Source organism: Bradyrhizobium sp. USDA 4503 (assembly GCF_054055815.1).
In genome coordinates this window covers 4,497,288-4,520,144 of the sequence record NZ_JBSRXS010000001.1, presented here as the reverse complement: position 1 = coordinate 4,520,144, position 22,857 = coordinate 4,497,288, and the positions used below count along the sequence as shown (strand labels likewise).

At 64.1% G+C, this 22,857-nt stretch carries 22 protein-coding genes; 8 read left to right on the top strand and 14 right to left on the bottom strand.

The features are described from left to right. Positions 1-34: 34 nt before the first annotated feature. The 3 genes from ACVMIH_RS21860 to ACVMIH_RS21850 form a co-directional block, all read right to left on the bottom strand. Positions 35-991 carry a carbohydrate ABC transporter permease gene (locus ACVMIH_RS21860; RefSeq protein ID WP_026193343.1) on the bottom strand — a complete coding sequence of 319 codons (957 nt, stop codon included), beginning with the start codon at positions 989-991 and terminating at the stop codon, positions 35-37. A 128-nt stretch (positions 992-1,119) separates the two neighbouring features. Continuing rightward, positions 1,120-2,466, bottom strand: coding sequence for an ABC transporter substrate-binding protein (locus ACVMIH_RS21855; RefSeq protein ID WP_057015596.1), 1,347 nt, complete (start codon positions 2,464-2,466; stop codon positions 1,120-1,122). Between the two features lie 141 nt (positions 2,467-2,607). After that, positions 2,608-3,651 carry a C-terminal binding protein gene (locus tag ACVMIH_RS21850; protein ID WP_028340530.1) on the bottom strand — a complete coding sequence of 348 codons (1,044 nt, stop codon included), beginning with the start codon at positions 3,649-3,651 and terminating at the stop codon, positions 2,608-2,610. 276 nt (positions 3,652-3,927) lie between these two features. Between ACVMIH_RS21850 and ACVMIH_RS21845 the strand changes: the two genes are divergently transcribed. Continuing rightward, complete coding sequence (locus ACVMIH_RS21845; RefSeq protein WP_456863328.1) at positions 3,928-5,613, top strand: methyl-accepting chemotaxis protein; 1,686 nt, start codon at positions 3,928-3,930, stop codon at positions 5,611-5,613. A 111-nt stretch (positions 5,614-5,724) separates the two neighbouring features. Here the strand turns inward: ACVMIH_RS21845 and ACVMIH_RS21840 are convergent, their stop codons facing one another. Both ACVMIH_RS21840 and ACVMIH_RS21835 read right to left on the bottom strand, forming a co-directional pair. After that, positions 5,725-6,696: a Bug family tripartite tricarboxylate transporter substrate binding protein gene (locus ACVMIH_RS21840; protein WP_229160502.1), complete on the bottom strand. Its 972-nt coding sequence runs from the start codon at positions 6,694-6,696 to the stop codon at positions 5,725-5,727. A 263-nt stretch (positions 6,697-6,959) separates the two neighbouring features. Continuing rightward, on the bottom strand, positions 6,960-7,343 hold the full coding sequence (locus tag ACVMIH_RS21835) for a nuclear transport factor 2 family protein (protein WP_456782594.1): 384 nt from the start codon (positions 7,341-7,343) through the stop codon (positions 6,960-6,962). 135 nt (positions 7,344-7,478) lie between these two features. Between ACVMIH_RS21835 and ACVMIH_RS21830 the strand changes: the two genes are divergently transcribed. Together ACVMIH_RS21830 and ACVMIH_RS21825 are read left to right on the top strand one after the other, a co-directional pair. Beyond that, on the top strand, positions 7,479-8,435 hold the full coding sequence (locus ACVMIH_RS21830; protein WP_076829948.1) for a LysR family transcriptional regulator: 957 nt from the start codon (positions 7,479-7,481) through the stop codon (positions 8,433-8,435). A gap of 1,993 nt (positions 8,436-10,428) precedes the next feature. Then, the gene (locus tag ACVMIH_RS21825) at positions 10,429-10,956 is read left to right on the top strand and encodes a hypothetical protein (protein WP_253589081.1); all 528 of its coding nucleotides are present in this window, start codon (positions 10,429-10,431) and stop codon (positions 10,954-10,956) included. Between the two features lie 10 nt (positions 10,957-10,966). Here the strand turns inward: ACVMIH_RS21825 and ACVMIH_RS21820 are convergent, their stop codons facing one another. The 3 genes from ACVMIH_RS21820 to ACVMIH_RS21810 form a co-directional block, all read right to left on the bottom strand. Continuing rightward, entirely contained in the window at positions 10,967-11,200 is a 234-nt protein-coding gene (locus tag ACVMIH_RS21820) for a hypothetical protein (protein ID WP_253589082.1), read from the bottom strand. 176 nt (positions 11,201-11,376) lie between these two features. Continuing rightward, positions 11,377-12,345 (bottom strand): DMT family transporter, encoded by a 969-nt coding sequence (locus tag ACVMIH_RS21815; RefSeq protein ID WP_253638666.1) that lies wholly within the window; start codon positions 12,343-12,345, stop codon positions 11,377-11,379. 225 nt (positions 12,346-12,570) lie between these two features. Continuing rightward, positions 12,571-13,416, bottom strand: a complete 846-nt coding sequence (locus ACVMIH_RS21810) for a metal-dependent phosphohydrolase (RefSeq protein ID WP_253638667.1) — start codon at positions 13,414-13,416, stop codon at positions 12,571-12,573. 129 nt (positions 13,417-13,545) lie between these two features. On the opposite strand from ACVMIH_RS21810, the gene ACVMIH_RS21805 reads away from it, so the two are divergent. Beyond that, positions 13,546-13,947, top strand: coding sequence for a DUF1330 domain-containing protein (locus tag ACVMIH_RS21805; RefSeq protein ID WP_456782591.1), 402 nt, complete (start codon positions 13,546-13,548; stop codon positions 13,945-13,947). A 122-nt stretch (positions 13,948-14,069) separates the two neighbouring features. Here ACVMIH_RS21805 and ACVMIH_RS21800 read toward each other — a convergent pair whose 3' ends face one another. Then, positions 14,070-14,684, bottom strand: a complete 615-nt coding sequence (locus ACVMIH_RS21800) for a TetR/AcrR family transcriptional regulator (RefSeq protein WP_253625434.1) — start codon at positions 14,682-14,684, stop codon at positions 14,070-14,072. Positions 14,685-14,759: 75 nt separating this feature from the next. Here ACVMIH_RS21800 and ACVMIH_RS21795 point away from each other — a divergent pair, with 75 nt between their 5' ends. Next, positions 14,760-15,164 carry a hypothetical protein gene (locus ACVMIH_RS21795; protein WP_456855308.1) on the top strand — a complete coding sequence of 135 codons (405 nt, stop codon included), beginning with the start codon at positions 14,760-14,762 and terminating at the stop codon, positions 15,162-15,164. A gap of 205 nt (positions 15,165-15,369) precedes the next feature. Here ACVMIH_RS21795 and ACVMIH_RS21790 read toward each other — a convergent pair whose 3' ends face one another. The 5 genes from ACVMIH_RS21790 to ACVMIH_RS21770 all read right to left on the bottom strand — a co-directional run bounded on the left by ACVMIH_RS21790 (position 15,370) and on the right by ACVMIH_RS21770 (position 20,520). Next, positions 15,370-16,587 (bottom strand): alpha-hydroxy acid oxidase, encoded by a 1,218-nt coding sequence (locus ACVMIH_RS21790; protein ID WP_456855309.1) that lies wholly within the window; start codon positions 16,585-16,587, stop codon positions 15,370-15,372. 145 nt (positions 16,588-16,732) lie between these two features. Further along, on the bottom strand, positions 16,733-17,542 hold the full coding sequence (locus tag ACVMIH_RS21785) for an MlaD family protein (protein ID WP_057015610.1): 810 nt from the start codon (positions 17,540-17,542) through the stop codon (positions 16,733-16,735). 257 nt (positions 17,543-17,799) lie between these two features. Next, positions 17,800-18,729, bottom strand: coding sequence for a DMT family transporter (locus tag ACVMIH_RS21780; protein ID WP_028343500.1), 930 nt, complete (start codon positions 18,727-18,729; stop codon positions 17,800-17,802). A 218-nt stretch (positions 18,730-18,947) separates the two neighbouring features. Next, positions 18,948-19,334: a hypothetical protein gene (locus tag ACVMIH_RS21775; protein ID WP_456863325.1), complete on the bottom strand. Its 387-nt coding sequence runs from the start codon at positions 19,332-19,334 to the stop codon at positions 18,948-18,950. Between the two features lie 412 nt (positions 19,335-19,746). Then, on the bottom strand, positions 19,747-20,520 hold the full coding sequence (locus tag ACVMIH_RS21770) for a helix-turn-helix transcriptional regulator (RefSeq protein ID WP_016842683.1): 774 nt from the start codon (positions 20,518-20,520) through the stop codon (positions 19,747-19,749). 81 nt (positions 20,521-20,601) lie between these two features. Here ACVMIH_RS21770 and ACVMIH_RS21765 point away from each other — a divergent pair, with 81 nt between their 5' ends. Genes ACVMIH_RS21765 through ACVMIH_RS21755 form a run of 3 tightly spaced genes read left to right on the top strand, consistent with a single transcriptional unit; the run spans position 20,602 to position 22,839 of the window. Next, the gene (locus ACVMIH_RS21765) at positions 20,602-21,258 is read left to right on the top strand and encodes an acyl-homoserine-lactone synthase (protein WP_456855311.1); all 657 of its coding nucleotides are present in this window, start codon (positions 20,602-20,604) and stop codon (positions 21,256-21,258) included. Continuing rightward, entirely contained in the window at positions 21,218-22,582 is a 1,365-nt protein-coding gene (locus ACVMIH_RS21760) for a cytochrome P450 (protein ID WP_456855312.1), read from the top strand. Before ACVMIH_RS21765 ends, ACVMIH_RS21760 begins: the two co-directional genes overlap by 41 nt. A gap of 53 nt (positions 22,583-22,635) precedes the next feature. Next, positions 22,636-22,839 (top strand): hypothetical protein, encoded by a 204-nt coding sequence (locus ACVMIH_RS21755; protein WP_244558900.1) that lies wholly within the window; start codon positions 22,636-22,638, stop codon positions 22,837-22,839. Positions 22,840-22,857 lie beyond the last annotated feature (18 nt).

The following is a 22,857-nucleotide window of genomic DNA, read 5'->3' as shown; positions in this document are numbered from 1 at the left end:
GGCGCTGGCGACGTTGGAGGATTGGGCTGCAACGTCAGTCATTGGCTTCTCCCTGCTGCCATTTGCGGCGCGCGAGGCCGAAGTAGCTGAACAATGTTGCGAACACCAGGAACGGGATCATCGAGACGGCGATCGCGGCACCCTCTCCGAGCTCGCCGCCGGCGATGCCGCGCTGGAACGCCAGTGTCGCGAGCAGATGGGTCGAGTTGACCGGCCCGCCGCGGGTGATGGCGTAGACCAGCTGGAAGTCGGTGAAGGTGAAGATGATCGAGAACGTCATCACGATCGCCAGGATCGGCATCATCATCGGGAAGGTGATGTAGCGGAAGCGCTGCCAGGAGGTGGCGCCGTCGAGCATCGCCGCCTCGTAGAGCGAGGGCGAGATGGTCTGCAGCCCCGCCAGCAGCGAGATCGCGACGAACGGGATGCCGCGCCAGATATTGGCGGCGATCAGCGAGAACCGCGCCGGCCAGGGCGAGCCGAGGAAGTCGACATTGCTGTCGCGCCAGTGCAGCACGTCGACCAGGAGATAGGAGATGATCGAGAACTGCGGATCGTAGATCCACCAGAACGCCAGCGCGGAGAGCACCGTCGGCACGATCCACGGCAGCAGCACGATGGCGCGGATCAGGCTCTTGAACGGAAAATGGTTGTTGAGCAGCAGCGCCAACCAGAAGCCGAGCGCGAACTTTCCGAAAGTTGCGATCGCGGTGTAGAAGATCGAATAGAACACCGCGTTCCACCACAAGGGATCCTTGAGCAGATACTGGAAGTTCTCAAGTCCGATGTAGATGCCGCGCTGGCCGATCGTGGTGTCGGTGAAGGCGAGCCAGATGCCGAGGCCCAGCGGATAGGTGAGGAACACCAGCAGCAGGCCGATCGCGGGCGCAAGGCACATCACGATCAGGAACGGCTTGTAGTCGAACAGGCGCGCGAGCCAGCCCGGCTGGTGCAGCGCCGCGCCGCGTGAGGGGAGGGTGGTGACAGACATCAGGTTCTTGTCTCGGTCCGACTTCCAGGGGCATTCCGGGATGGTGCGTTAGCACCAGACCCGGAATCTCGAGATTCCGGATTCGACGCTACGCATCGCCCCGGAATGACAGCGGCTTGAGGTCGATCTTACCGGCCCTGCCGCCGGAAGTACCGCTTGGCGCGCTGTTCGGCTTCGGCGGCTGCGGCTTCGGGCGTTGCGGCATCGGTCGCGACCGAGGCGCACATCTGCACCAGCACATAGTCGGCGTTGACGGCGCCGGTCGCGGTCGAGATCGGCCCCTTGTAGCCGTTGTAGTAGGGGCTCCGCATCGTGTCCTTGAAGATCGCGACCTTGGGGTCGCTCGACCACACCGCGGCGTCGGCATAGGCCGCCAGCGGCTGCGACCAGTAGCCGGAGTTGGCGTTGAGCCACGGCTCGTACTGTTCGTGCTCGAGCATGAACTGCAGGAACGCCTTCGCGGCGTTGGGATACTTGCTGTGCTTGAACACCATTGCGTTCAAGGTCAGGCCGGACATCGGAGAGGTGGGAGCCAACCCCTTGATCAGGAACTGATGCGCGGTGTCGTCGGCGATCGCCTTGGTCGCGGGATCGTTCTTCAGCGAGAAATACAGCGAGACGCCGTTTGCGGTCAGGCCGATCTCCTGCGACGAGTAAGCGCGGTTGTTGGAGACGTCGTTCCAGGACGGGGTGCCGGCGATGAAGGTCGGATAGAGTTCCTTCAGATATTTCAGCGCCGCGATCGTCTCCTTGCTGTTGATGATGATGTTGCCTTCCTCATCGAGCAGCGCGGCGTTGTGCGACCACAACAGCCAGTTGGCGAAGCCGTTGCCGTCGCCGACCGCGTTGCCGAGTGCGAAGCCCGCGGGCTTGCCGGCCGCCTTCAGCTTCTTGCAGAGGTCGAGGAAGCCGGCGTGGTCCTCCGGCACCTTGTCGAAGCCGGCGGCGTTGACCAGCGACTTGCGGTAGACCAGCGGGCCGCCCGAGGCGCCGAACGGCAGGCCGACCCAGCTCTTCGACTTCGAGCGCATGCCGTATCGGCGCGCCAGCGTGAGCCATCCGCCATAGCGCTTGTCGAGATAGTCGGCGACATCGGTCAGCTCGATCAGCTTGTCGATATAGATGTGCGGTGCGTCGCCGAAGCCGATGATGATGTCGGGGCCGGCGCCGGAGTTCGAGGTCACGGCGGTCTGCTGGTTGATGTCCTCCCAGCCGACGAAGTCGACTTTGATCTCCACGCCGGTCTTGTCGGTGAATTTCTTGGCATTGGCGCGGAACACGTCCTCGTCGGCCTGGACGAAGCGTACCGGCCGCAGCATGCGCAAGGTGGCGTCCTTTTCGATCGGCAGCGACGGCGCCGCCACGTCGGCTGCCTTCACCTTCGACGCCTCCTGCGCCGAAGCGCCGGTAACCGCCAGCGCCGCCGCGGAAGCCCCCAGCACCAGCGCGTCGCGACGCGTGATCTCGTACTTCATGTCGTTCGCACTCCCGTTCTTATTGTTTCGTTGTTTTTTCCTTCCCGGCGTTTGGCCGCCGGTGAAGGTGTCTTGGTCTCGGCGCCTGCCGCGCAAAGGGCCCGCAAGAGACGGGCCCCGCACGAAAAACGCATTCCCGCCCTAGCTGTTCGGACCGCGATCCATGCTGACGGGCTGCCAGCGGCGCAACGCGGTGTTTTGCAGCACCGACGGGTTGACGCAGCTTACCGGCCACATGCCTTGCAGCACTAGTGACAATTCGTAGCCCACCCGGCGCTTGCGCGCCTCGTCAAAACGTGCCGACGCCGACGCGACATGGGCGGTCAAGGTAACATTGTCCATCCCGAGCATCGGATTGTTGTGCGACGGCGGCTCCTTTTCCAGCACGTCGAGCGCGGCGTGGGCGATCCAGCCCTCTTGCAGCGCCTTGATCAGCGATTCCTCGTCGACCGTGGCGCCGCGGCCGGTGTTGATGAAGATCGCCGACTTTTTCATCTGGCGAAAATGCTTCTCGGTCAGCATGTGGTGCACTTCGGGCCGCGCCGGGGCGTGCATCGAGACGAAATCCGACTGAGACAGCACCTCCGACAGCGTCGAGGGGATCACGCCGTGGTCGTACATCAGGGTTTCCTGGATGAAGGGATCGTAGGCCACCATCCTGAGGCCGAACGGCGCGGCGCGCTTGGCCACAGCGCGAGCGACCCGGCCGAACGAGATGAAGCCGAGCGTCTGGCCCATCAGGCGCGGAATCTTCAAAAGCGCCGGACGGCCCTCGGCCCAGCGGCCGGTGCGCACCATCTTGTCCTGCTCGATCAGGCGGCGGAAGCCGGCGAGCAGCAGCATCATGGCGTGGTCGGCGACCTCCTCGATGAAGGTGTCGGGAATGTTGGTGACGGGGATGCCGCGGGCGGTCGCGGCCTTGACGTCGACCGAGTCGACGCCGACGCTGCCGAGCGTGATCACCTTGCAGTTCTCGAGCGCGTCGATGACCGCCTTGGTGATCGGCATGCCCTTGGCGTAGATCGCGTCCGCGGTGCGTGCCGCCGCGATGAATTCGGCCTCGTTGGCCGGCGCCTCGACGATCTCGGCGCCGATCGGATCGAGCGCCTCGCGCTCATAATCGTAGCCGCCGCCGGCGACCGTGAAGCTCGCGCCCTTCGGCGTGACCACCCTGAATTTCGACATTGTCTGCTCCCGATGTGAGTCTGCTGTTCTTGCTTCTTGCTGGTTTGCTTCTTGATCTTGATTCTTCTTGCTTCTTGGAGCGCGGCTGGGTCGCCGCCTTCCCATGCTTGTACGCGAGCCGCGCTGTTCTCTCCACAATTGCCGGTTGGTCCGCGGCCTGATTCTCCGGGCTTCTACGGGGAACCTCCGTAACCATCAGGTAAAGGGTCTCACATTACGGTGCGCGGAATCAATCCGCCAATCGCGTCGCGTTCCCCGCCTCTTCTGGAGACCCCCGTGAAGCTGTCAAATCTGAAGATCACCCCCAAGCTCGGCATTCTGGTGGGGGTGACCCTCCTTGGCCTGTGCACGGCCGGCATCCTCGCCGGTCACCTGATGCAGCGGGAGATGATGAATGCGCGCATCGACCAGGCCAAGGCCATCGTCGAGATGGCGAAGAACATGGCGGCGGGCCTGAAGAAGGATGTCGACGCCGGCAAGCTGACCAAGGAAGCGGCACTGGCCGAGTTCGGCAAGCGCGCCAACACCCTGACCTACGACAACGGCGCCGGCTATCTGTTCGGCACCGACTACAGCGGCATCACGGTGCTGGCGCCCGATCCGAAGCAGGTCGGAACCAATCGCATGGACATCGTGACCAATGGTCGCAAGCTCTCGCAGGAACTGATGGACGGCGTGAAGGCCAAGGGCGAGATCCTGCTGTTCTATGATTATGTGAAGCCCGGCCAGGAGACGCCGATCCGCAAGCTCGGCTACGCCGTCGCGGTCCCCGGCTTCGATATGTATCTCGGCACCGGCGCCTATCTCGACGATATCGATGCCAAGATGCGGCCGATTGCCTGGCTGCTCGGCCTCGCGATCCTCGGCATCGGCATCGTTTCCGGCTCAGTCGCCTGGCTGATCGGCCGCAGCATCTCCCGTCCGCTCAACCTGCTCGGCGCCCGCATGCGCGACATCGCCGACGGCAAGCTCGACGGTGACATCCCCGGCGTCGGCCGCGGTGACGAGGTCGGCGGAATGGCGGCCACGGTTCAGGTCTTCAAGGACAACGCGGTTCGCGTCCGCGGCCTGGAACAGGCCGAGGCCGAGACCAAAGCACGCGCGGAGGCCGAGCGCCGTGGTGCGATGGAGAATATCGCCAACGATTTCGAGCGCAGCGTGAACGGCATCGTCCGCACGGTGGCCTCCGCCGCCGCCGGCATGCAGACCACGGCGCAGTCGATGACCGCGACCGCAAGCGACGCCAGCGCGCAGGCCGCGACCGTCGGCGCTGCGTCCGACAGCGCCTCCAACAATGTCGGCACCGTCGCCGCTGCCGCCGAGGAGCTCTCCAGCTCGGTTGCGGAGATCTCCCGCCAGGTGGCGCGCTCCAGCGAGGTCGCGAGCCAGGCGGTGGCCGATGCCGAGCGCACCAACGCGACCGTGCAGGCGCTCTCCACCGGCGCCGAGAAGATCGGCGAGGTGGTCAAGCTGATTCACTCGATCGCGGCTCAAACCAACCTGCTCGCGCTCAACGCCACCATCGAGGCGGCGCGCGCCGGCGAATCCGGCCGCGGTTTCGCGGTGGTCGCCTCTGAAGTGAAGGCGCTGGCCAACCAGACCGCGAAGGCGACCGAGGAGATCTCGGCGCAGGTCGCCGCGATGCAGGCGTCCACCGGCGAGGCGGTGACCTCGATCGGCGGCATCACAGCGACGATCGCGCAGATGAGCGAGATCACCGCCTCGATCTCGACCGCGATCGACCAGCAGGGCGATGCGACGCGCGAGATCGCGCGCAACATCCAGCAGGTCGCGGCCGGCTCGAGCGAGATCTCCGCCCATATCGGCGGCGTCACGTCAGCGGCCGCCGCCACCGGCACCGCGGCCGGCGACGTGCTGTCGAATGCCCGCGAGCTCGACACCCAGTCCGGCATGCTGCGCAACGCGGTCGACGAGTTCCTGCAGAAGGTGCGCGCGGCGTAAGGTTTGTAGGCCTGCCCAAACGTCATTGCGAGGAGCGTAGCGACGAAGCAATCCATCTTTCCGTGCATGCGGATCGATGGATTGCGTCGCTTCGCTCGCAATGACCGGGGCCTACTGCTTCTCGATTCCGGCGTCGGCGATCAGCTTCTCCCACAGCACGAGCTGCTCCTTGAGGAATGCCTCGAACTCCTCGGGCGTGCCGGAGAATGCCTCCATGCCGCGCTCGGCGAGTTGGCTCTTGATGTCCGGCCGCTCGACGATCTTGCGGATCTCCGCATTCAGCCTGACCACGACGTCCTTCGGCATGTTGGCGGGGCCGAGATAGCCCTGCCAGGAGGTGATATCGAAGCCCTTCACGGTGTCGTCCATCGTCGGCAGGTCCGGCAGCAGTGCCGACTTCCGCTTGGTGGTGACGGCGAGCGGCTTCAGCACCTTGGCGTTGACGTGCGGCAGCCCGGTCGGCACGTCGATGAACATCATCGAGATGCGGCCGGCGATGACGTCGGTCAGTGCCGGCGGTGAGCTCTTGTAGGGCACATGCAGCAGGTCGATGCCGGCGAGGCGCGCGAAGGTCGCGCCGGAGACGCTCGCCGATGACGAGCCACTGGCGTAGCTGTACTTGCCCGGCTCCTTCTTGGCGAGCGCGATCAGCTCGGCGACCGAGTTCGCCGGGATGTCCGGATGGATCACCAGCATGAAGGGCAGGTCGCCGGTGCGCGCGATCGGCGTGAAATCCTTGATCGGATCGTAGTTCATGGTCTTGAGCAGATACGGATTGGCCGAGTGCGTCGTGTTCGTGGTGACGAACAGCGTGTAGCCGTCGGGGGCGGAGCGGGCGACATAGTTCGCCGCGATCGAGCCGTTGGCGCCGGCCCGGTTGTCGATCACCATGCCGACGCCGAGCGCAACGCCGAGCTCCTTGGAGATCAGCCGCGTCGTGGTGTCGGTGCCGCTGCCGGCGGCAAACGGCAGCACCAGCGTGATGTTGCGGGTGGGATAGGTCTGGGCAAGTGCCGCCCCGGATATCGCCGCAAGCGCGGCGGTGGCTGCGGCCGCCAGGCAGCAGTATCGTCTCAATCCCATGACCATGTCGTCGTCCCCCCGCGCAGGCCCTGAACAGGCCCATTGCGGCCGAAGCTAACCCGGCCGCCATGGCCGCGGAAGCCGTGCCGGGAGCAGCCTTTCGCCGCATGGCCACTCCCGGGCCGTCGCAGGGGCACGCTGCCAAAAATATCGAAAACAACCCCATGCAAAGGAGCCGGTGGCGGCCGGTGCCCGACCAGGCTTGACACGTCGGGCAAATCAGTGTCATATTTCTAATATTCCGAAAGTCGGCCGTGAGTGCGTTACGATCCCGCCGGAAAGACCTGCGCGACGTGAAACGCCTTGGTGGTGATGAGCCACCGGCCGTCGATCCGATGAAACACCAGATGATCGATGAAGCCGGTTTGGCCGGCCCTGACGCGCACCTTGGCGATGGCCAGGTCGGACGCGGTCTGGTCGATGCTGATGATGGCCTCCTCGCGCGGCGATTTCATCGACGCCGGCGAGGGACGGCTGCGGATGAAGTCGCGGAATTCGGCGGCCGAGCGCACCGTGTGCCTGCCGTCCCGGATGCCGTGCACGATGCAGGCATCGGCGAAGACGTCGCGGAACCGGCTATCGTCGACGTCGTACATCAGGTTGAAATATCCATCGATCGCGGATGCGATGGCCTGGATGTCGCTCATTGCAAAATCTCCTTGGCGGTTGATGTGGCGGTGGCCGCACCGGATCGAACCGGTGATCTGCGCCGACAGTGGCCGATATGGTGGCGGAGTGCTACGACTGGGCGGTCATCTCTTGGATGACTGAAAGGCATCGGCATGGACGAAGTTGACGGTCGGCTGGTTGGCGGCCTGGTGGTCCTCGCGGCGCTGGCGGATGCGCGCAGTTTTGGCCGGGCCGCCGAACGGCTCGGCATGACGCAATCCGGGGTCAGCAAGGCGATCGCCAAGCTCGAGGCGCGCCTCGATGCCAGGCTGGTTCACCGCACGAGCCGCGCCGTCGAGCTCACCGAGGAAGGACGCGCGCTGTGCGAGCGGGTTGCTGCGCATCTGGCCGGGATCGGCGAAGCGGCGGCGGAGACCTCGAAATCGCGCGATGCGGTCCGCGGCAGGTTGCGGGTCAATGTTGACCCGCTGTTCTCCCGCATGGTGCTGTCGCCGAAGCTGAGCGAGTTCCTGCTGCAGAATCCAGGCATGGAGCTGCGTATCGAGACCCGCGACCGGATCGCGGATCTGGTCAGCGACGGTTTTGATCTGGCGGTGCGTTTCGGCGAGCCGGTGCCGTCGGCGCTGATTGCGCGCCGCGTGCTCGATGCGCGCGTGCTCACCGTGGCCTCGCCGATCTATCTCGAACGACACGGCCGGCCGCTTGATCCGCGGGAGCTGGCAAGCCGCGACCATCAGTGCATCCATGCAATCGATGCGGCGACCGGGCGTCCCTTCGATTGGGAGTTTCGGCGCGGCAACGAGGTCGTGCCGGTCGCGGTCAACGGGCGGCTCACCGTAACCGATTCAGGAACCAAGCTCGGCGCTTGCCTGGCCGGCTTCGGCATCGCGCAGGTGATCGATCTCGGCCTCGACGATCACCTGAGGAGCGGCGCGCTGATCGAGCTGTTTCCGGACTGGCCCGACGAGTGTTTTCCGCTCTACGTCTATTACGCCTCGCGTAACCACGTGCCGGCGAAGGTGAGGCGGTTTATCGACTTCATCACGGACACGCTGGCGGCAAAGCCATATTCGCCACGCAAATCCGCCGGCTTGCGCAAGGTCAGCTAGCCATCTCCTCGGCGTCTGCTAGAGCGGGATGGGTTTGGTTGGATTGGCTTGGCGCGCTCTCGGTTCACCTATCCCGTTGGGGAGAGGTCGGATTGCGCCTGGCGATGCGAAGCATCGTCCAGTGCAATCCGGGTGAGGGCTCTTGCTCTCTCGATAGATGGTGCTGTCCTAGGACGCAGCGCGGACCAGGACACCCCGACCGTTAAGCATCCGGACGATTTGTTTACCTTTGATTCACTCAAGTTAATTGACTGGCACACGCTTTGATTCGATCATTCCCGCACTGGGCAAGGCGGTTTCATTAAGGACAATTTTTTCAGGCCCAGAGGGGCTAGCCCGATTACCGACGCGGCGGCTCGGCAAGCAATGGAATGAGGAGCGGCCTCAGCATCACCTCCAAGGGTGCTGGGGCCGTTTCTTTTGCCGTTAGGCAGTTCGCTGACTTGCCTATGCGAATGCGGTGGCTCGGAACCGGGCGCAGACTGGGCGCCATGTTCAGGCTCAGCCACTACGATGGCGTCGAGTACACCTTTATGGCGTTGGCGGCGATATCGTTCGTAGCGCTCATCGTAGGCGTCGGCGTCCTGTTGTCGGCGTCCTGTTTATGTGATGAACCTGTCATCTCATGGATTGATCCAACCGCCTTGGCCTCAGCGTGTACCCCCTCGCCGGGGCCATTTCTTTGGATAGGAACGGCCGACGTGGATCCCGGTTACCGCAACGTCCATTGCTGACTACCTGCCCACAGCGCATGGACGAATCCACGGGAAATCGGCCCCAGCCAGTCGCCTCGCTGGGGCTGCTTCTTTGGAGCGCTCCCAAGAGCGCCCACCGTCGATTACGGTGAAGTTGCGCGTTACGCGCAAAGTGAAAGAGGCCATCAAACTGGGGCGGTCTCGATCTCAAACAAATAGAACGATGGCAACCAGAGCGATGGGGCTCAGCCCCAACGCTACAATGCTCGCCCTATAAAGTAGGTCACTAGTCATGATACAACCCCTGCGTGGGGTTGAAATCTAGCTCGGGATGACTGGCGACCAAAGTGCAGTTTGTGCCACTGCTAGGAAATTAATCGTGCGCTGGATGAGAATAGGCCGCCAGCTGAGGCGGCCTTACTTGCCGTATGCCCGCGACTGTCATTTGCACGCCGAACACCGCGCGGCTTGTTCGGCATCGGTTTGATGGCGGTCCACTCGTAGTCGCTGAGTTCGCAGCGCATGCTCCGAGGCTCCGGTTTTCGGAGCTTGAATCACGTCTCGGGCAGCGCCATCAACTGGCAACGCCCCGTGCCGTTTCGCTAATGCTCTGAATTGACTTCCGCTTTCGGCGGCATAGCGGACTGGGCCGGACTTGCTACTGGCTCGACCCGGTCGCGGATGACCCGCAACGGACTTTAGGAACGCCCCGGGCCGATAGGAACAATCCATTCCGCATGGCTTTTACGTGCGATGGACGATCTGCTCAAGCGCGCCGACCGCGCTATTGAGGATAGCTATCGCGTCAAGGAAGAAGCGATAGAGCACCTTATACGGGCCCAAAGGGTAGCCCGGGAGGTGAGAGCTACTATCGTTCGTGCCGAAAGCGCTAGGTCCCGCTATCGTCAGCTTGGGCTGGAAACGGCTGAGAGGCAGGGCGCGTTTCAGGAAAATCCTGCGGGTACCTCACCTTCCGATCAGCGGGACTGAAGCCCAATAGTCGTCGCGCGGATATTTGGTCCAGCAGGCGTTTATGCGCTGCAGAAACAGCCTCCGCCAGCTGTCTGGAACGCTGTATAGCGGCGTCGGCACGCGCGAACAGTGTCTCAAGGTCCTGTGCCATGCCAGATAACGCGGGGGGGGGGCGCCGTTCCGGCGAAGGCGCCTCAAGTGAACTGCCGCCCGCTTCGCTGTATTCAGTGCCCTAATTCCAGTAAAGTGCCCTTGTCGTCGGCGGCGGTTCCGCGTCCCCCCGACTGGGGCCGGTCGCGCTTCCGCCTACGACAGGGAGCGCCGGGATGGTGTTGCCAGGTTTCCGCTTTTTCCGTCTCTCGTCTCTCGACAGAGAGCACGACGCTCGTCACCTGGCGTCGGGACGCGCAGCCATTACGCTGGGCCGCAAAGTGCTTTCGGAAAATCCTCGACCAAACATTCCAAAAACCAAGCAGCGCGAGATCAAAAAACCATCACCTCAGCAGCCTGACGGCTTTCGGATGCAAGCGGCTGTCGATAGAAAAAGGAAGGCGCAGGAGCGGCGCTCTTTTGAGCGGCAACAGCTATCTATTGCCAATAAACACGTAGCGAAGGCTGAATGCGTGATCAGGGAGCAAGTGGCCTTGATCGAGAACCTACGATGCAGCGGCCAAGACACGAAGCTCGCGGAGGAAACGTTGCGGGTGTTCGAGGCCAATCTACAGGTAATGCAAGAACACCGCGAGCTTATCGTTAGGGCCATCGAGGAGACCGAGGAAGGGCTTCAAGGCAACCTTGTTAGTTGGCCAGCTCCCGCATGGGGAAAACAGGGAGCCGATTCGGCCGAACCGTAACGTCCGGTGATCAAGCCAGCCCCTCGTCGATCTGCTCAATCGTTTTGACAATTATCGCTCGATGCTCACGCAGCGTCTTTAGATTGTGCTCAAAGCCCGTGAGCATCTCCTCCGCAACTTTGGTGTCGTGACGTTCCGCCCGCAAATTATCAAGTAAAAGTCGTTGCTTCGTGATGTGTTGCTCGGCGGTCGCGATATGCCTGTCGGACTGCGCAAGGTGTTCGACTTCGGCTTGTCGATCCATGTTTTAGCTCCACGACGCCCATCTTCAAACGCGTCCACGGAGATGTCGTTCCTTTGGGCGGTACGTCAAAATGTGCCGAAGTTGCCTATTGGCCCATCGCGTCATTTAGCTGCGCTGCAGAATTTGGTCGCTATCGGTGCTATAGCAGACTTTGGCAAGCTGTCCGCCCGGCAGATTTATGGGTTCACGGCCTCGCGCTTCGCCGATGTCTTGGCGGACCCTTGGCGCGAGGCGATGATGACGCCGGCGAGCACCAGCGCGTAGCCGATCAGATGGAACGGCGCGAGCGTCTCGCCGAGCAGCAGGATCGCCATCGCCGAGCCGAACACCGGCACCAGATGGAAGAACGGCGCGGCGCGGTTCGGGCCGATCAGCGCGACGCCGCGGTTGAAGAACAGATAGGCGAGCGTGGACGGGAAGATCAGCACATAGGCGAGCGTTGCGCCGGTCAGCAAGTCGAACTTCAGCGTCACGCCGTTGGCGAACTCCCAGGCCGCCACCGGCAGCAGCATCAGCGCACCGCAGCAGGTGGTGAACGAGATCAGCGAAAGCTGATGGATCTTCGGTCGCCGCGGGATCAGCGCCGAATAGAGCCCGAACGATACCAGCGAGGCGCCGAACATGATGTCGCCGCGGTTGAAGCTGATGCTGGCGAGCGCGGAGAAGTCGCCGCGCAGGATGATGGTCAGCACACCGGCCAGCGAGATCGCGATGCCGGCCAGCTGCGCCGGCGTCAGCCGCACGCCGAACAGGATCAGTGACCACAGCGCCACGAACAGCGGCCCCGCCGACTGGATCAAGAGCGCGTTGAGCGCCTCGGTATACTGCATCGCCCAGTAGGAGATCGCGTTGTTGAAGGCGAAGCCGACCGCGGACAGCAGCAGCATCAGCGGCAGGGCGCCGCGCAGCTTCGGCCAGTCCAGCTTCAGATGCGGCCAGGCGAACGGCAACAGGATCAGGAAGACGCCGAACCAGCGGATCGTGGTCAGCGTGACCGGCGGCACATGGCTGCCGACATGCCGCGCCAGCACGATGTTGGCGGCCCAGAACAGCGATGTCAGGCTGAGCAGCAGATAGGGCTGGTTATTGAGCCAGCTGAGCGGCGAGCGGCGTGGGGTTGTGGCAGGTGCGGGCAAGGTGGTCATTATCGGGCGGATGTTGTGCCCGAATCCGGCGCCGCGACAAGACGAAAGAGCGGATTGGAGCCATGCGCGGGGGCTCAATCTGACGCGGAAGCCACACTGCCGCGGAATAACAGAACCCGTCATCCTGAGAGACCGTGAATGAATGCCTCTCGATGCCGCAACATACTCGATGTCGTCCCGGCGAAAGCCGGGACGACGAGCGGAGAGATTGCGCTGCATCCTTGCCTATCTCTGCGGCCCCGACAGCGAGATGTCGCGCTCGGCGCGAAACACGTTGCTGTAGAGATTGGCGATCCATTGCCGTCCGCTCGAGGTGATGTTGAGGTAGCGGATCGCCTTCTGCACATGCGGTGCGACGCTGTCCCAGTAGAACCGCGGATAGCGGTCGACGAGATCGGCCGGCGAATCGTAGCCGAGCTGGCGGTTCAGTCCGGCCTCCTCGAATTCGATGTACAGCGCGTTGGCCTTGCGGATGTAGTGGGGATCGCCGAGCTGGCCGATCAGGTCGGCCGCGCGCAGCAGGGTGGCCTCTTCGCCGAAATCCTCATCGTCATCAGGCGCGCTCAGCGGAAAGCGGGTGCCTTCGATGGCACGCACGATGCGCTCCTTGTCGAGCAGGGTGACGCCCTTGAGCCGCTCCATCACGAAGATCTTGGAGCGGTCGACGTGGTAGGACATCAGCGCCGCATCCGACGAGCCGCGCGGCAGGATGATCTTGCGGCCGTCGGCCTCGACCAGATAGCCGTCCTGGCCGTCGGCCTCGAACAGCCCGCGCACATAGCCGATGTCATGGGTGAGGCAGGCGATGATGACATGGGCATAGTCTTCGGCGCTCATATGCGAGTGCAGCGCGCGGCCGCGCAGGATGTCGTGGCCGGCCAGCGTCACCAGCATGGTGTGCTCGACATTGTGATAGAGCGCGTCGCTGTTGCCGATGCATTCGAGCGCGATCCGGGCGATCGAGGGCACCATTTCCACCAGCTGGGTCTGCGAAGAGCCGAACCGGCGCTGCATGTACTCGCCGAGGAACTTGCCGAGCGCGTCGGCCGCTAGTTCTGGAAGGGTCATCACGGCCTTGACCTCCGAGAGCTGACCTGAGCTTACGGCTCGGCGGTATTTCAGGCTAGTCCCGCGATGTGACATAATCGTTGCGGCCGGACCGATGTGGCGGGAGTGACGGGCTTTGGGCGGGAGCGGGTGATGGGTGTCGATCTCTTGAACGTCAAAGGCCTGAACGAGCTGGACCGCGAGGCGCCGGTCGTGATGGTCAATCTGATGCGGTTTCGCGCGCGGTCGCTCGACGGCGACGGCTCGGGCTGGGATGCCTATTTGCGCTACAGCGCGCTCACCGTCCCGATGATCAAGGCGCGCGGCGGCACGCTGTTGTGGACCGGCAGCGCCGAGACTGTCGCCCTCGGCGAGCCGGCCGGCCAGAGCTGGGATTATCTCGCGCTGGTCTACTACCCGAGCGTCGCCGCCTTCATCGACATGATGACCTCGGCCGACTACGAAGACCGCTGCGACCCGCATCGCCGCAACGGCTGCGAGGAGCACGTCATCATCGCGACGCGCGAGGCCTACAGCAAGTTCAAGGTGGGGTAGCCGACGAACCCGGCTCCCATCCCGTCATTGCGAGCGTAGCGAAGCAATCCATTTCACCGCGTAGTGGAGCGATGGATTGCTTCGTCGCTAACGCTCCTCGCAATGACGGTTGACAGTGACCCTCAGGATGATGGGTTTGCGAGCGGCTGCAGCGCCGCGTGGCAGGCGCTCTGCACGACACGGCAGACATCATCGCTCGACCGCCCCGCGCTCAGCGATGCGAAGGTCGGATAGCTCGTCAGCGCGAAGATCAGGTCGACGGCGTCGCTGCGAGCTTGCTGTGACGCGCCCTTGCCCGCGATGCGGTCGATCAATCCGGTGACGCCGCGGCGGCGGCGCTCGTTGCGCTCACGCACGGCCTCGGCGAATTCGGGATCGGTCGCCATCGCGTCGTGCAGCCGGCCGACCGCGGAATCCCGGCTCCAGAATCCGCAGAAGATCTCGACCATCCGGTCGAGCGCGGCGCGCGGATCGGCCATCGTCATGGCGTCGGCGAGCTGGTGCAGCCCGCCATGGCGCGCGATCTCGTCGAACACCGCCTCGAGCAGCCCGCGCCGCGAGCCGAACTGGTTGTAGACGGTCAGCCGGGTCACGCCGGCCGCCTTGGCCACCGTATCCAGCGAGAAGCGCGCGATGCTCTCGTCGCGCAATGTGCGCGAGGCGGCCTCGATCACGCGCTCGCGGGTCTCGGCGGCGGCAGCGCTGCGCGCCGGGCTCACATAGCTGCGCGGCGGCATCGGTTTGCCTTGCTTTCGTCAGATTGACTATACATTATGTATATTTAATTTTCCAATGCCATCCGGAGCGACATCATGCAGACCGCCCTCATCATAGCGCTGTCCCTTCACGTCCTGTCATCGGTGTTTTGGGCCGGCTCGAGCTTCACCCTGGCGCGCACCGGCGGCCTCGGCGGCGAAAAGCTGCTGTTTCCGCAAATCGGCGCCGCGACGGTCGCGATCGTGACCGGCGGCACGCTCTGGCGCCTGGTCCACGAAGGCTCGTTCGGGCTGTCGGAGCAGGTTCTGGCGGGCGGCGCGATCGCGGCGCTGGCCGCGATCGCCGTGCAGGTCATCGTCGGCGGCGGCGCGGTCCGGCAGCTGCGCAGCAGCGCGGGCGATACCTCAGCCGCGCGCTCGCGCCTGGCGGTCGCCCAGCGCATCGCCGCCGCCCTGCTCGCGATCACCGCGCTGTGCATGGGCGCGGCGCGCTATGCGTGAGCCTGAAGTCTTTCCCGTTCCGATAGAATCGCAACGGGGCTCTAAAGCGCGATGAGATTGGGTTGAATCATCATCGCGCTTTAGCTCCTTGTATGAGCATGATCTTTTCGGAAAACCGCTTCGCACTTTTCCGGATCATGCTTTGGACTCTTGTTGTGACGCGTTTTCTTCACGCGAACCGGTATCCACTTCGCTCGAAAACGCTCTAGAACTTCCGCACCAGGTCCGGAGTGATCTCCTTCAGGCTGCGGATGCCGAGCAACGCGAGGTCGCGGTCGATCTCGGCATGCAGCAGCGAGATTGCGCGCGCCACGCCGGCCTCGCCGGCGACCACGGCGGCATAGAGGAACGGCCGGCCGATCCAGACGAAGTCCGCACCGAGCGCCAGCGCCTTGATCACGTCGGTGCCGCGGCGGATGCCGCCATCGACCATCACGGTCATGTTGCCCTTCTGCGCCGCGATCTCCGGCAGCGTGCGCAAGCCGGAGACGGTGTAGTCGAGCTGGCGGCCGCCATGGTTGGAGACCATGACGCCGTCGCAGCCATGCTCGCGCGCCAGCCGGGCGTCTTCCGGCGCGATCAGCCCCTTGACCACGAGCTTGCCGGGCCAGCGCTTGCGGATCAGCTCGACATGCTTCCAGGCCAGCTGGTCGCGGCTGCCGATGTTGCGCATCAAATTCTTGGACAGCACCGGCGGGCCCTGCTTGGCGTCCATGTTCTCGAAATGCGGCATGCCGTGGTTGAACACGGTGCGCGCCCAGGTGTTGAGCAGCCAGTCGGGATGGGTGATGGTGTCCCAGAACACCCGCGGCGTGATCTCGAGCGGCACCTGGAAGCCGTTGCGGATATTGTTCTCGCGGTTGGGCGGCACCGGCACGTCGGCGGTGACGACGAAGGTGTCGTAGCCGGCGGCGGCGACGCGGTCGACCAGCGGCTCGATCCGCTCGGGAAGGCCGGCGAGATAGGCCTGGTACCAGGCCGAAGGATTGGCGGCGCGAACGTCCTCCAGCGTGATCAGCGAGGAGGCCGACAGGATCATCGGGATGTTGGCGGCAGAAGCGGCGCGCGTCAGCACGATGTCGCCGCGATAGGCGCAAAGCGCGGACGAGCCCATCGGCGGAATGCCGAACGGCGAGGCGTAGGTCTTGCCGAACAGCGTCGTGGTCTGGTCGCGGCCGGAGACGTCCTGCAGCACCCGCGGCACGAAGCCGTATTCCTCGAACGCCCGGCGATTGTCGGTGCGGGCCATATCGGTCTCGGCGCCGCCGGAGATGTAGCCGTAGAGGAATTTCGGCAGCAGCCGGCGCGCCTGCGGCTCGAAATCGTCGAGCGTGAGATAGCGCCGCAGATGCCGGGGTACGGCGGGTGCAGCGCGGTTGACGGTTACGGGAGGCGGAGAGGGGGCTGCGGTCCGGTCGTGCACGTTGAGCGTTTCCGTTGTTCTTGGTTCTTGGTCGGAAGGCCAGACTAGAGCATGATCCGGAAAAGTGGATACCGGTTTTCCGAAAAGATCATGCTCAAACAAAGAGATGAGATCATGATGCGATTCCATGGAAACGCATCATGATCTAGCGCCTGCCGGCGGGCCCGACAAATTTCTCGTTGAACTTGTTGACGGACTGGCTGACGTCGCTGAGCGTCTTGCGGGTCTCGGCGATCATGGCGCCGGATTTCTTGTCGAAGCTCTGGATCAGCTCGCGCAGCGAGATCACGGTCGGCAGCAGCTCGCCGCCATATTTGTCGCTGCCGAAGCTTTTCAGGAACTTGTCGGCCGAGTTCATCTTGGCGTCGACCGCGCTGATGCCGTCGTCGGCGGCGTCGATGAAGCCGGCGATCAGCTCGCCATTGCCGGACAGCGAGTTGGTGAAGTTCTCGAGCCCGAGCAGCGAGTCCTTGATGTCGGCCTCGTTCTCGCTGATGACGCGGTCGACATTGCGCAGCGCGACCCGCAGCTTCTCCTGGATCCCCATCGTGCCTTCGGCGTCGGCCGTCAGTTCGGGAATGCCGTCGGCGCCGAGCGTCGGCGGCGGCGCATCGTCGGTGCCGCCGGTGAAGGATATCGAGGCGATCCCGGTCAGGCCCTGGAATTCGAGGCCGGCCTGGGTATCCTTCTTGATCGGGGCGTTGCCTTCGATCCGCGTCATCGCCACCACGCGGTGCCGGTCGAGCCTGATCGAGACCACCTCGCCGATCCGCACGCCGGCGAAGTTGACGCTGCCGCCGCGGCGCAGGCCGGAGGCCGAGCCCTCGAAGATGACGCGGAACGGCACCATCCGCTTGATGCCGGCATAGCGCTGATAGCCCAGCCAGCCGCCGAGCGAGCCGGCGATCAGGGCCAGCGTCAGGGTGCCGATCAAGAGATTGCTGGCGCGCGCCATGCGTAAAACCCGTCTGCGAAGCAGACCCTAGGAGATAGCGGATTTGCCGCCGATAGTCACCGCGGGCTTTCCTTACCTCGCCCCGCTTGCGGGGTCGAGACGAGCGAAGCTCGCTCTTAGAGGTCGGATCGCATGCAGCGCAGCGGAATGCGGTCCGGGTGAGGGGAGTCTCCGCGCATTCGTCTCTCGCCGTCCTCGCGGAGCGAGCCCCTCACCCCAACCCTCTCCCCGTAAGAACGGGGAGAGGGAGAGGAGAATTACGCGCTCTGCTTCCGCGATGCCGCGAAGACGCCGGCCAGCACCAGCGCGAAGCCGATGAAGTGGAAGGCCTGCGGATGCTCGCCGATGAACACGATCGACATGATGGTGCCGAACACCGGAACCATGTGGAAGAACGGCGCGGCGCGGTTGGCGCCGATCAGCTGCACACCGCGGTTGAAGCACAGATAGGCCAGTGTCGAGGGGAACACCGCGACATAGAACAGCGACAGCAGATTGTTGATCGTGAGCTGCATCACCGGGCGCGCGCCGAGTTCCCAGATGTAGAGCGGGATCAGGACCAGCGCGCCGCAGCCGAAGGTGAAGGCGGCGACCGACAGGCCGTGGATTTTAGGCCGCTTCAGGGTCAGTACCGAATACAGCGCGAAGATCACCAATGCGACGATGAAGATCAGATCGCCCTTGTTGAACTCGATCTTCGACAGCGTCGTGAGATCGCCGTGCAGCAGGATCACCAGCACGCCGGCGAGCGACAGCAGCACGCCGAACAATTGCGCCAGTGTCAGCCGCGCGCCGAGCAGGATCAGCGACCACAGCGCGACCACCAGCGGTGCCGCGGATTGCAGCAGCAGCGTATTGAGCGCCTGGGTGTGCTCGAGCGCCCAGTATTGCAGCGTGTTGAAGGCGCTGATGCCGGTGATCGACATCAGCACCATGATGCCGAGATTGTTGCGGATCACCGGCCAGTCGCGGACGAGGTGCTTCCAGGCAAACGGCAGGATGATCAGGAATGCCGCCGACCAGCGCAGGAACGACAGCGTCACCGGCGGAATGTGGCCGGCGGCGAGGCGGCCGACGATCGCATTGCCGGCCCAGCATGTCGCGGTGATGCAGAGCAGCAGATAGGGCTGGTTGGCGATCCAGGAGCCGGCCGCAGGCGTTGATGTGGTGGAATCGGAGGCAGACATGAAGAGGGCCCGGGTTCACGACGCCGCGGCCTGCCCGGCTGGCACCGCCGGGCCGGTATGGATCTCCCCGGCTCGGATCACAGACACGGATTTCGTCATTCCATCAATGGGGATAGACGCATCGCGACCATGCGCGAAGGCCCCTTCACCAAGGCGGCATGACGGCGCCTGGCCGGGCCAGCCCCGCGCCGGTCGCGCAGGGGATCGAACATTTGGTCCTAGCCGGTCTCCGGCGGCCTAGTCTGGCGCTTGACGATCTGCTCGGCGAGCTCGATCAGGATCCGCTTGGTGTCGGGGTCCTGCACGTCGCGAAACACCCGCAGCATGCGCAGTTCGAGCAGGGACTGCAGCGATTCCGCCGTCTGGCCGGCCTGCGCCAGCGCTGCCGTGACCGGCCGGCGGTTGAGGATGTCGGCGGCGATTCCGAGCATCTCGGCGACCGTCGCCAGGCGACCGGCATCGATCTTCACCGTGCCGTCGACGCCGTTCTTTTGCAGAGAGGCGCCGGCGCACAGGATCTCGGCGAGATCCGCCTGTGACAGCCCGATGGCGCGCCAGCGCGCCTGCACCAATTGGTCGATTTGGTCGTCCTGTGATGTGCTCATGATGCGTTCAGACCATCTCCAGCTAGGTCCGTGGACAGCATTTCCGCTACAAAAGTTGGTAGCAAATGAACCGGCGGTTCGTCGCGATGGGACTTCTACGGATCATGCGGCTGGACAACGGGTCCTGCCGTACCGGGCAACGTGCAGGATGATCGGCGCCTCGACGCCGGCCGGGCAGTCGCGCCGGACGAGCACCGGAGTGCGCACCCTGGTCTGGGATGCTCGCATCAGCGTCATCCGGCCACGGCCCTTATTATCAAGACCGTGCGCGAATGCAATCAGGGGGCGATCGGGAAGATGAACCCAACCGGATGTGTGACCGCGCCACATATCGCGGTGTCTGGTCCTGGCAGGGCGATGCGGTCGGCATGGCGGCAGCCCCGGGAGCGCCGCCATGGCTGCGCGGCGCCGCTCACAAATCGATGATTCCGAGCGCGATGCTCTTGGCCACCCCATGGGTCTTGTTGGATGCCTCGAGCTTGCGCAGCGCCTGCTTGATGAAGCCTTCCACCGTCTCCGGCGAAATGCCGAGGATCTGCGCGGTGTCGGCCACGGTCTTGCCGCGCGCCGCCCAGGCGATCACTTCCTTCTCCCGCCCGGTGAGCTTGATGGTTTCGGCGGCGTCCGCGGGCTTGAGGATGGTCGGCGCGTTGCGCTGGTCGCGGTTGACGATGTCCATCGCCCGCTGCACCCAATAGATCATCAACAGATGCAGTTCATGGCGATGGCAGACGAACAGCTTGTCGAAGTCGCGCGGCTCGTCTTCCCAGAAGAACACCGTCGAGCTCGAATGCACCGCGCCGAGCCGGTCGCGATAGTGGAAGGGAACGACGAAGCCGTCCTTGAATCCGAACTCCCGGGCGGCATCCATCGTCTTGACCTCGGGCGGTCGCTTGCGTCCGCTGCGCTCCGGCAGCTTCAGGCTGCTCCAGCTGAACGGCGTGTTGGTGCGTCGTGACCGCGCCAGCGCCGGATCGGCATGAACGAACTCGTTCTGCACATACGCCCGCTTCCAGGCATCGGGAAATGTGCCGATATGATAGGGCAGATCAAGGTCGGGCCGGCCGGCATCGACAAAGGCAAAGCCCGAGAAGCCGTAATTCTGGACAACGCGATGCAATGACGAGCTGAGCTCGTCGATGGTATCCGACGCCTCGATGGTCGAAATCGCGTCTACCAGGCCCATTGACGAAAACCCCCGGTTTTAGGGGGTACCACAGTTAACCCCTTTTGTTCCAGATGTTCCCGCATTTGGAGGAAGGGACAAATGCTTCATTCATTGGACGGCTACCACGCCCTCATTACCAGGGAAAAGCTTGATCCGGCGCATGTCGGGGCGATGTTGCGGCTGCGCAAGCGCCTGTTCGTCGACCATTGCGGCTGGCTTCTGACCACGGTCGGGGATGTCGAACGCGATCAGTTCGACTGCTGGTATACCGAGCACTGCCTGTTGTTCTCCGGCGTCGAGCTCGTCGGCGGCTTCCGGGCTATCCGCACCGATTATCCCTATCTCACCAAGTCGGTCTTCCCGCAGCTTGCGCTGCGTCGCTTTCCGAGCAGCCGCGACGCCTGGGAGATCAGCCGTTTCGGCGTGCTGCCGAACGTTGCGAGGTCGCAGGCCGCACGCGTGACCTACGCGCTGATGTTCCGCTTCGCCGAGCTGCGCGGAGCGAAGGCGCTGGTGGCGCTGGCCGACCTCTCCTATGAGCGTTTTCTCACCCGCATGGACATCCGCACCCGCCGCTACGGCCCGCCGCAGGTGATCGGCAATGATCGCATGGGCCGCCCGCTGACGGCGCTCGCCGGAGAAATTCCGCTCGGTCTCGCCGCCAATCCCGGCCTGACCAAATTCCTCGATCTTGGACGGCAATTGGAGATCCACGATGCTTCACATGTTCTCGGACGTTCGAGCATTCCAGCGTGATCCGCTGCGTCTGCTGCTGACGCGCGGCAACGAGTCCGCGCTGGGGCTGGTGCCGTTGCAGCTCGGTCCCGCGCCGGTGTTCCTGGTGAACGATCCGGATCTGCTGCGCCCGATTCTCAAGGCGCCGGAGACCGACATCGGAAAGGGCAAGCTGATCAAGAAGCTGACGCCGGTGCTCGGCCGCAGCTCGCTGATGCTGAGCGGCGAGGAGCACAAGCGGCGCCGAGCGGTGCTGCAGAAGCACATGGCCAAGGGCAGCGTCGAGAAATTCCTGCCGCATATGTGCGCCGAGATCCGCGCGGTCGGCGCCAGCCTGGCGCGGCTCGGATCGTTCGATCCGCACCATGTCACCGCGATGCTGGCGCTGCGGACGATCTGCGTCGCGATCTTCGGCTCCCAGGTGATGTCGTCCGGCGACGAGGAAGCCCTGGTTCAGGCGGTGGGCGCGATCGAGGACGATCTTGCGGAAGAGATGTTCCGCGCATTGCCGTTCGGTCCGGTGGCCTGGTATCGGCGGCGCAAGAACCGGGTCTGTGCCAAGCTTGCGATGTCGACGGTGGTGCAACGTCTGCGCAGCAAGGCCGGCTCGAGCAGCGCGCTGCGCGATCTCGAGGCGCTCGGTCTGACCGATCGCGATCTCGAGGACGAGATCCTGACATTGCTGCTGGCCGGCCATCACACCACAGGTTCGACTGCGGCGTGGATGTTCTACCAGATGGCCACCAATCCCGCCCTGATGGACGAGATTGCCGACGAGGCGGCGGAGTGCCTCGGCGACGACGGCGAGCTGCGGCTCGAGGCGGTGAAGCGCGCCAATCTGAGCGCGACGTTGGTCAAGGAGGTCTGCCGGCTCTACCCCAGCGCCTGGTGGTTCTCCCGCGAGGTGATGCAGCCGGTGACGATCGGTGGGCGCGATCTCAAGGTCGGCACCTCGCTGTTGATCTGCCCCTGGCAGCTGCAGCGCGATGGCAGGCATTTCGAGGATCCGGACCGCTTCCTGCTGACGCGGCGCTACAACACCGACGCCTACATCCCGTTCGGCGCCGGTCCGCGCGCCTGCGCCGGGATGGGGGTTGCGATGCTCGAGCTGCAACTGCTCGCGCTCGAGATCGCCGCGGCCTATCGCTTCACCGGCGTCAGCCCGAATCCGGCGCCGTGGCCGAAAGCCTCGGTGACGCTGATTCCCCCGCCGATGACCATCGACATCGAAATCCGCGAGATGCGCCCGCGCATCCCGCATCTCGGCGACGAAGCCGAGCATCTGCCGTACATCCCAACCGTGGGTGCGGCGTCCATCAGCACACTACAATCGGTATCCCAATGACAACTCAGCTAACAACGGCCAGCGCCGGGCAAAGGGCCATGGATCAAGTGCAAATGCGCAGTTTGCGCGACGTCATCGCTGTCTTGATCGAGCAGCGCAGCATCGTGAGGGCGGCCGGCGCAAGCTTCGCCGCGCATCTGCTCGACCTCGCGATCATGCAGCTGCGGCTCAACGTCAACGATATTACGGCGGAGGAATTATCCGGTCTGTCCGACTTCGTCGGCGCGGAGTTCATGAGGGACAAATCCTCGCATTGATCGCGGCGACCGGTCTTC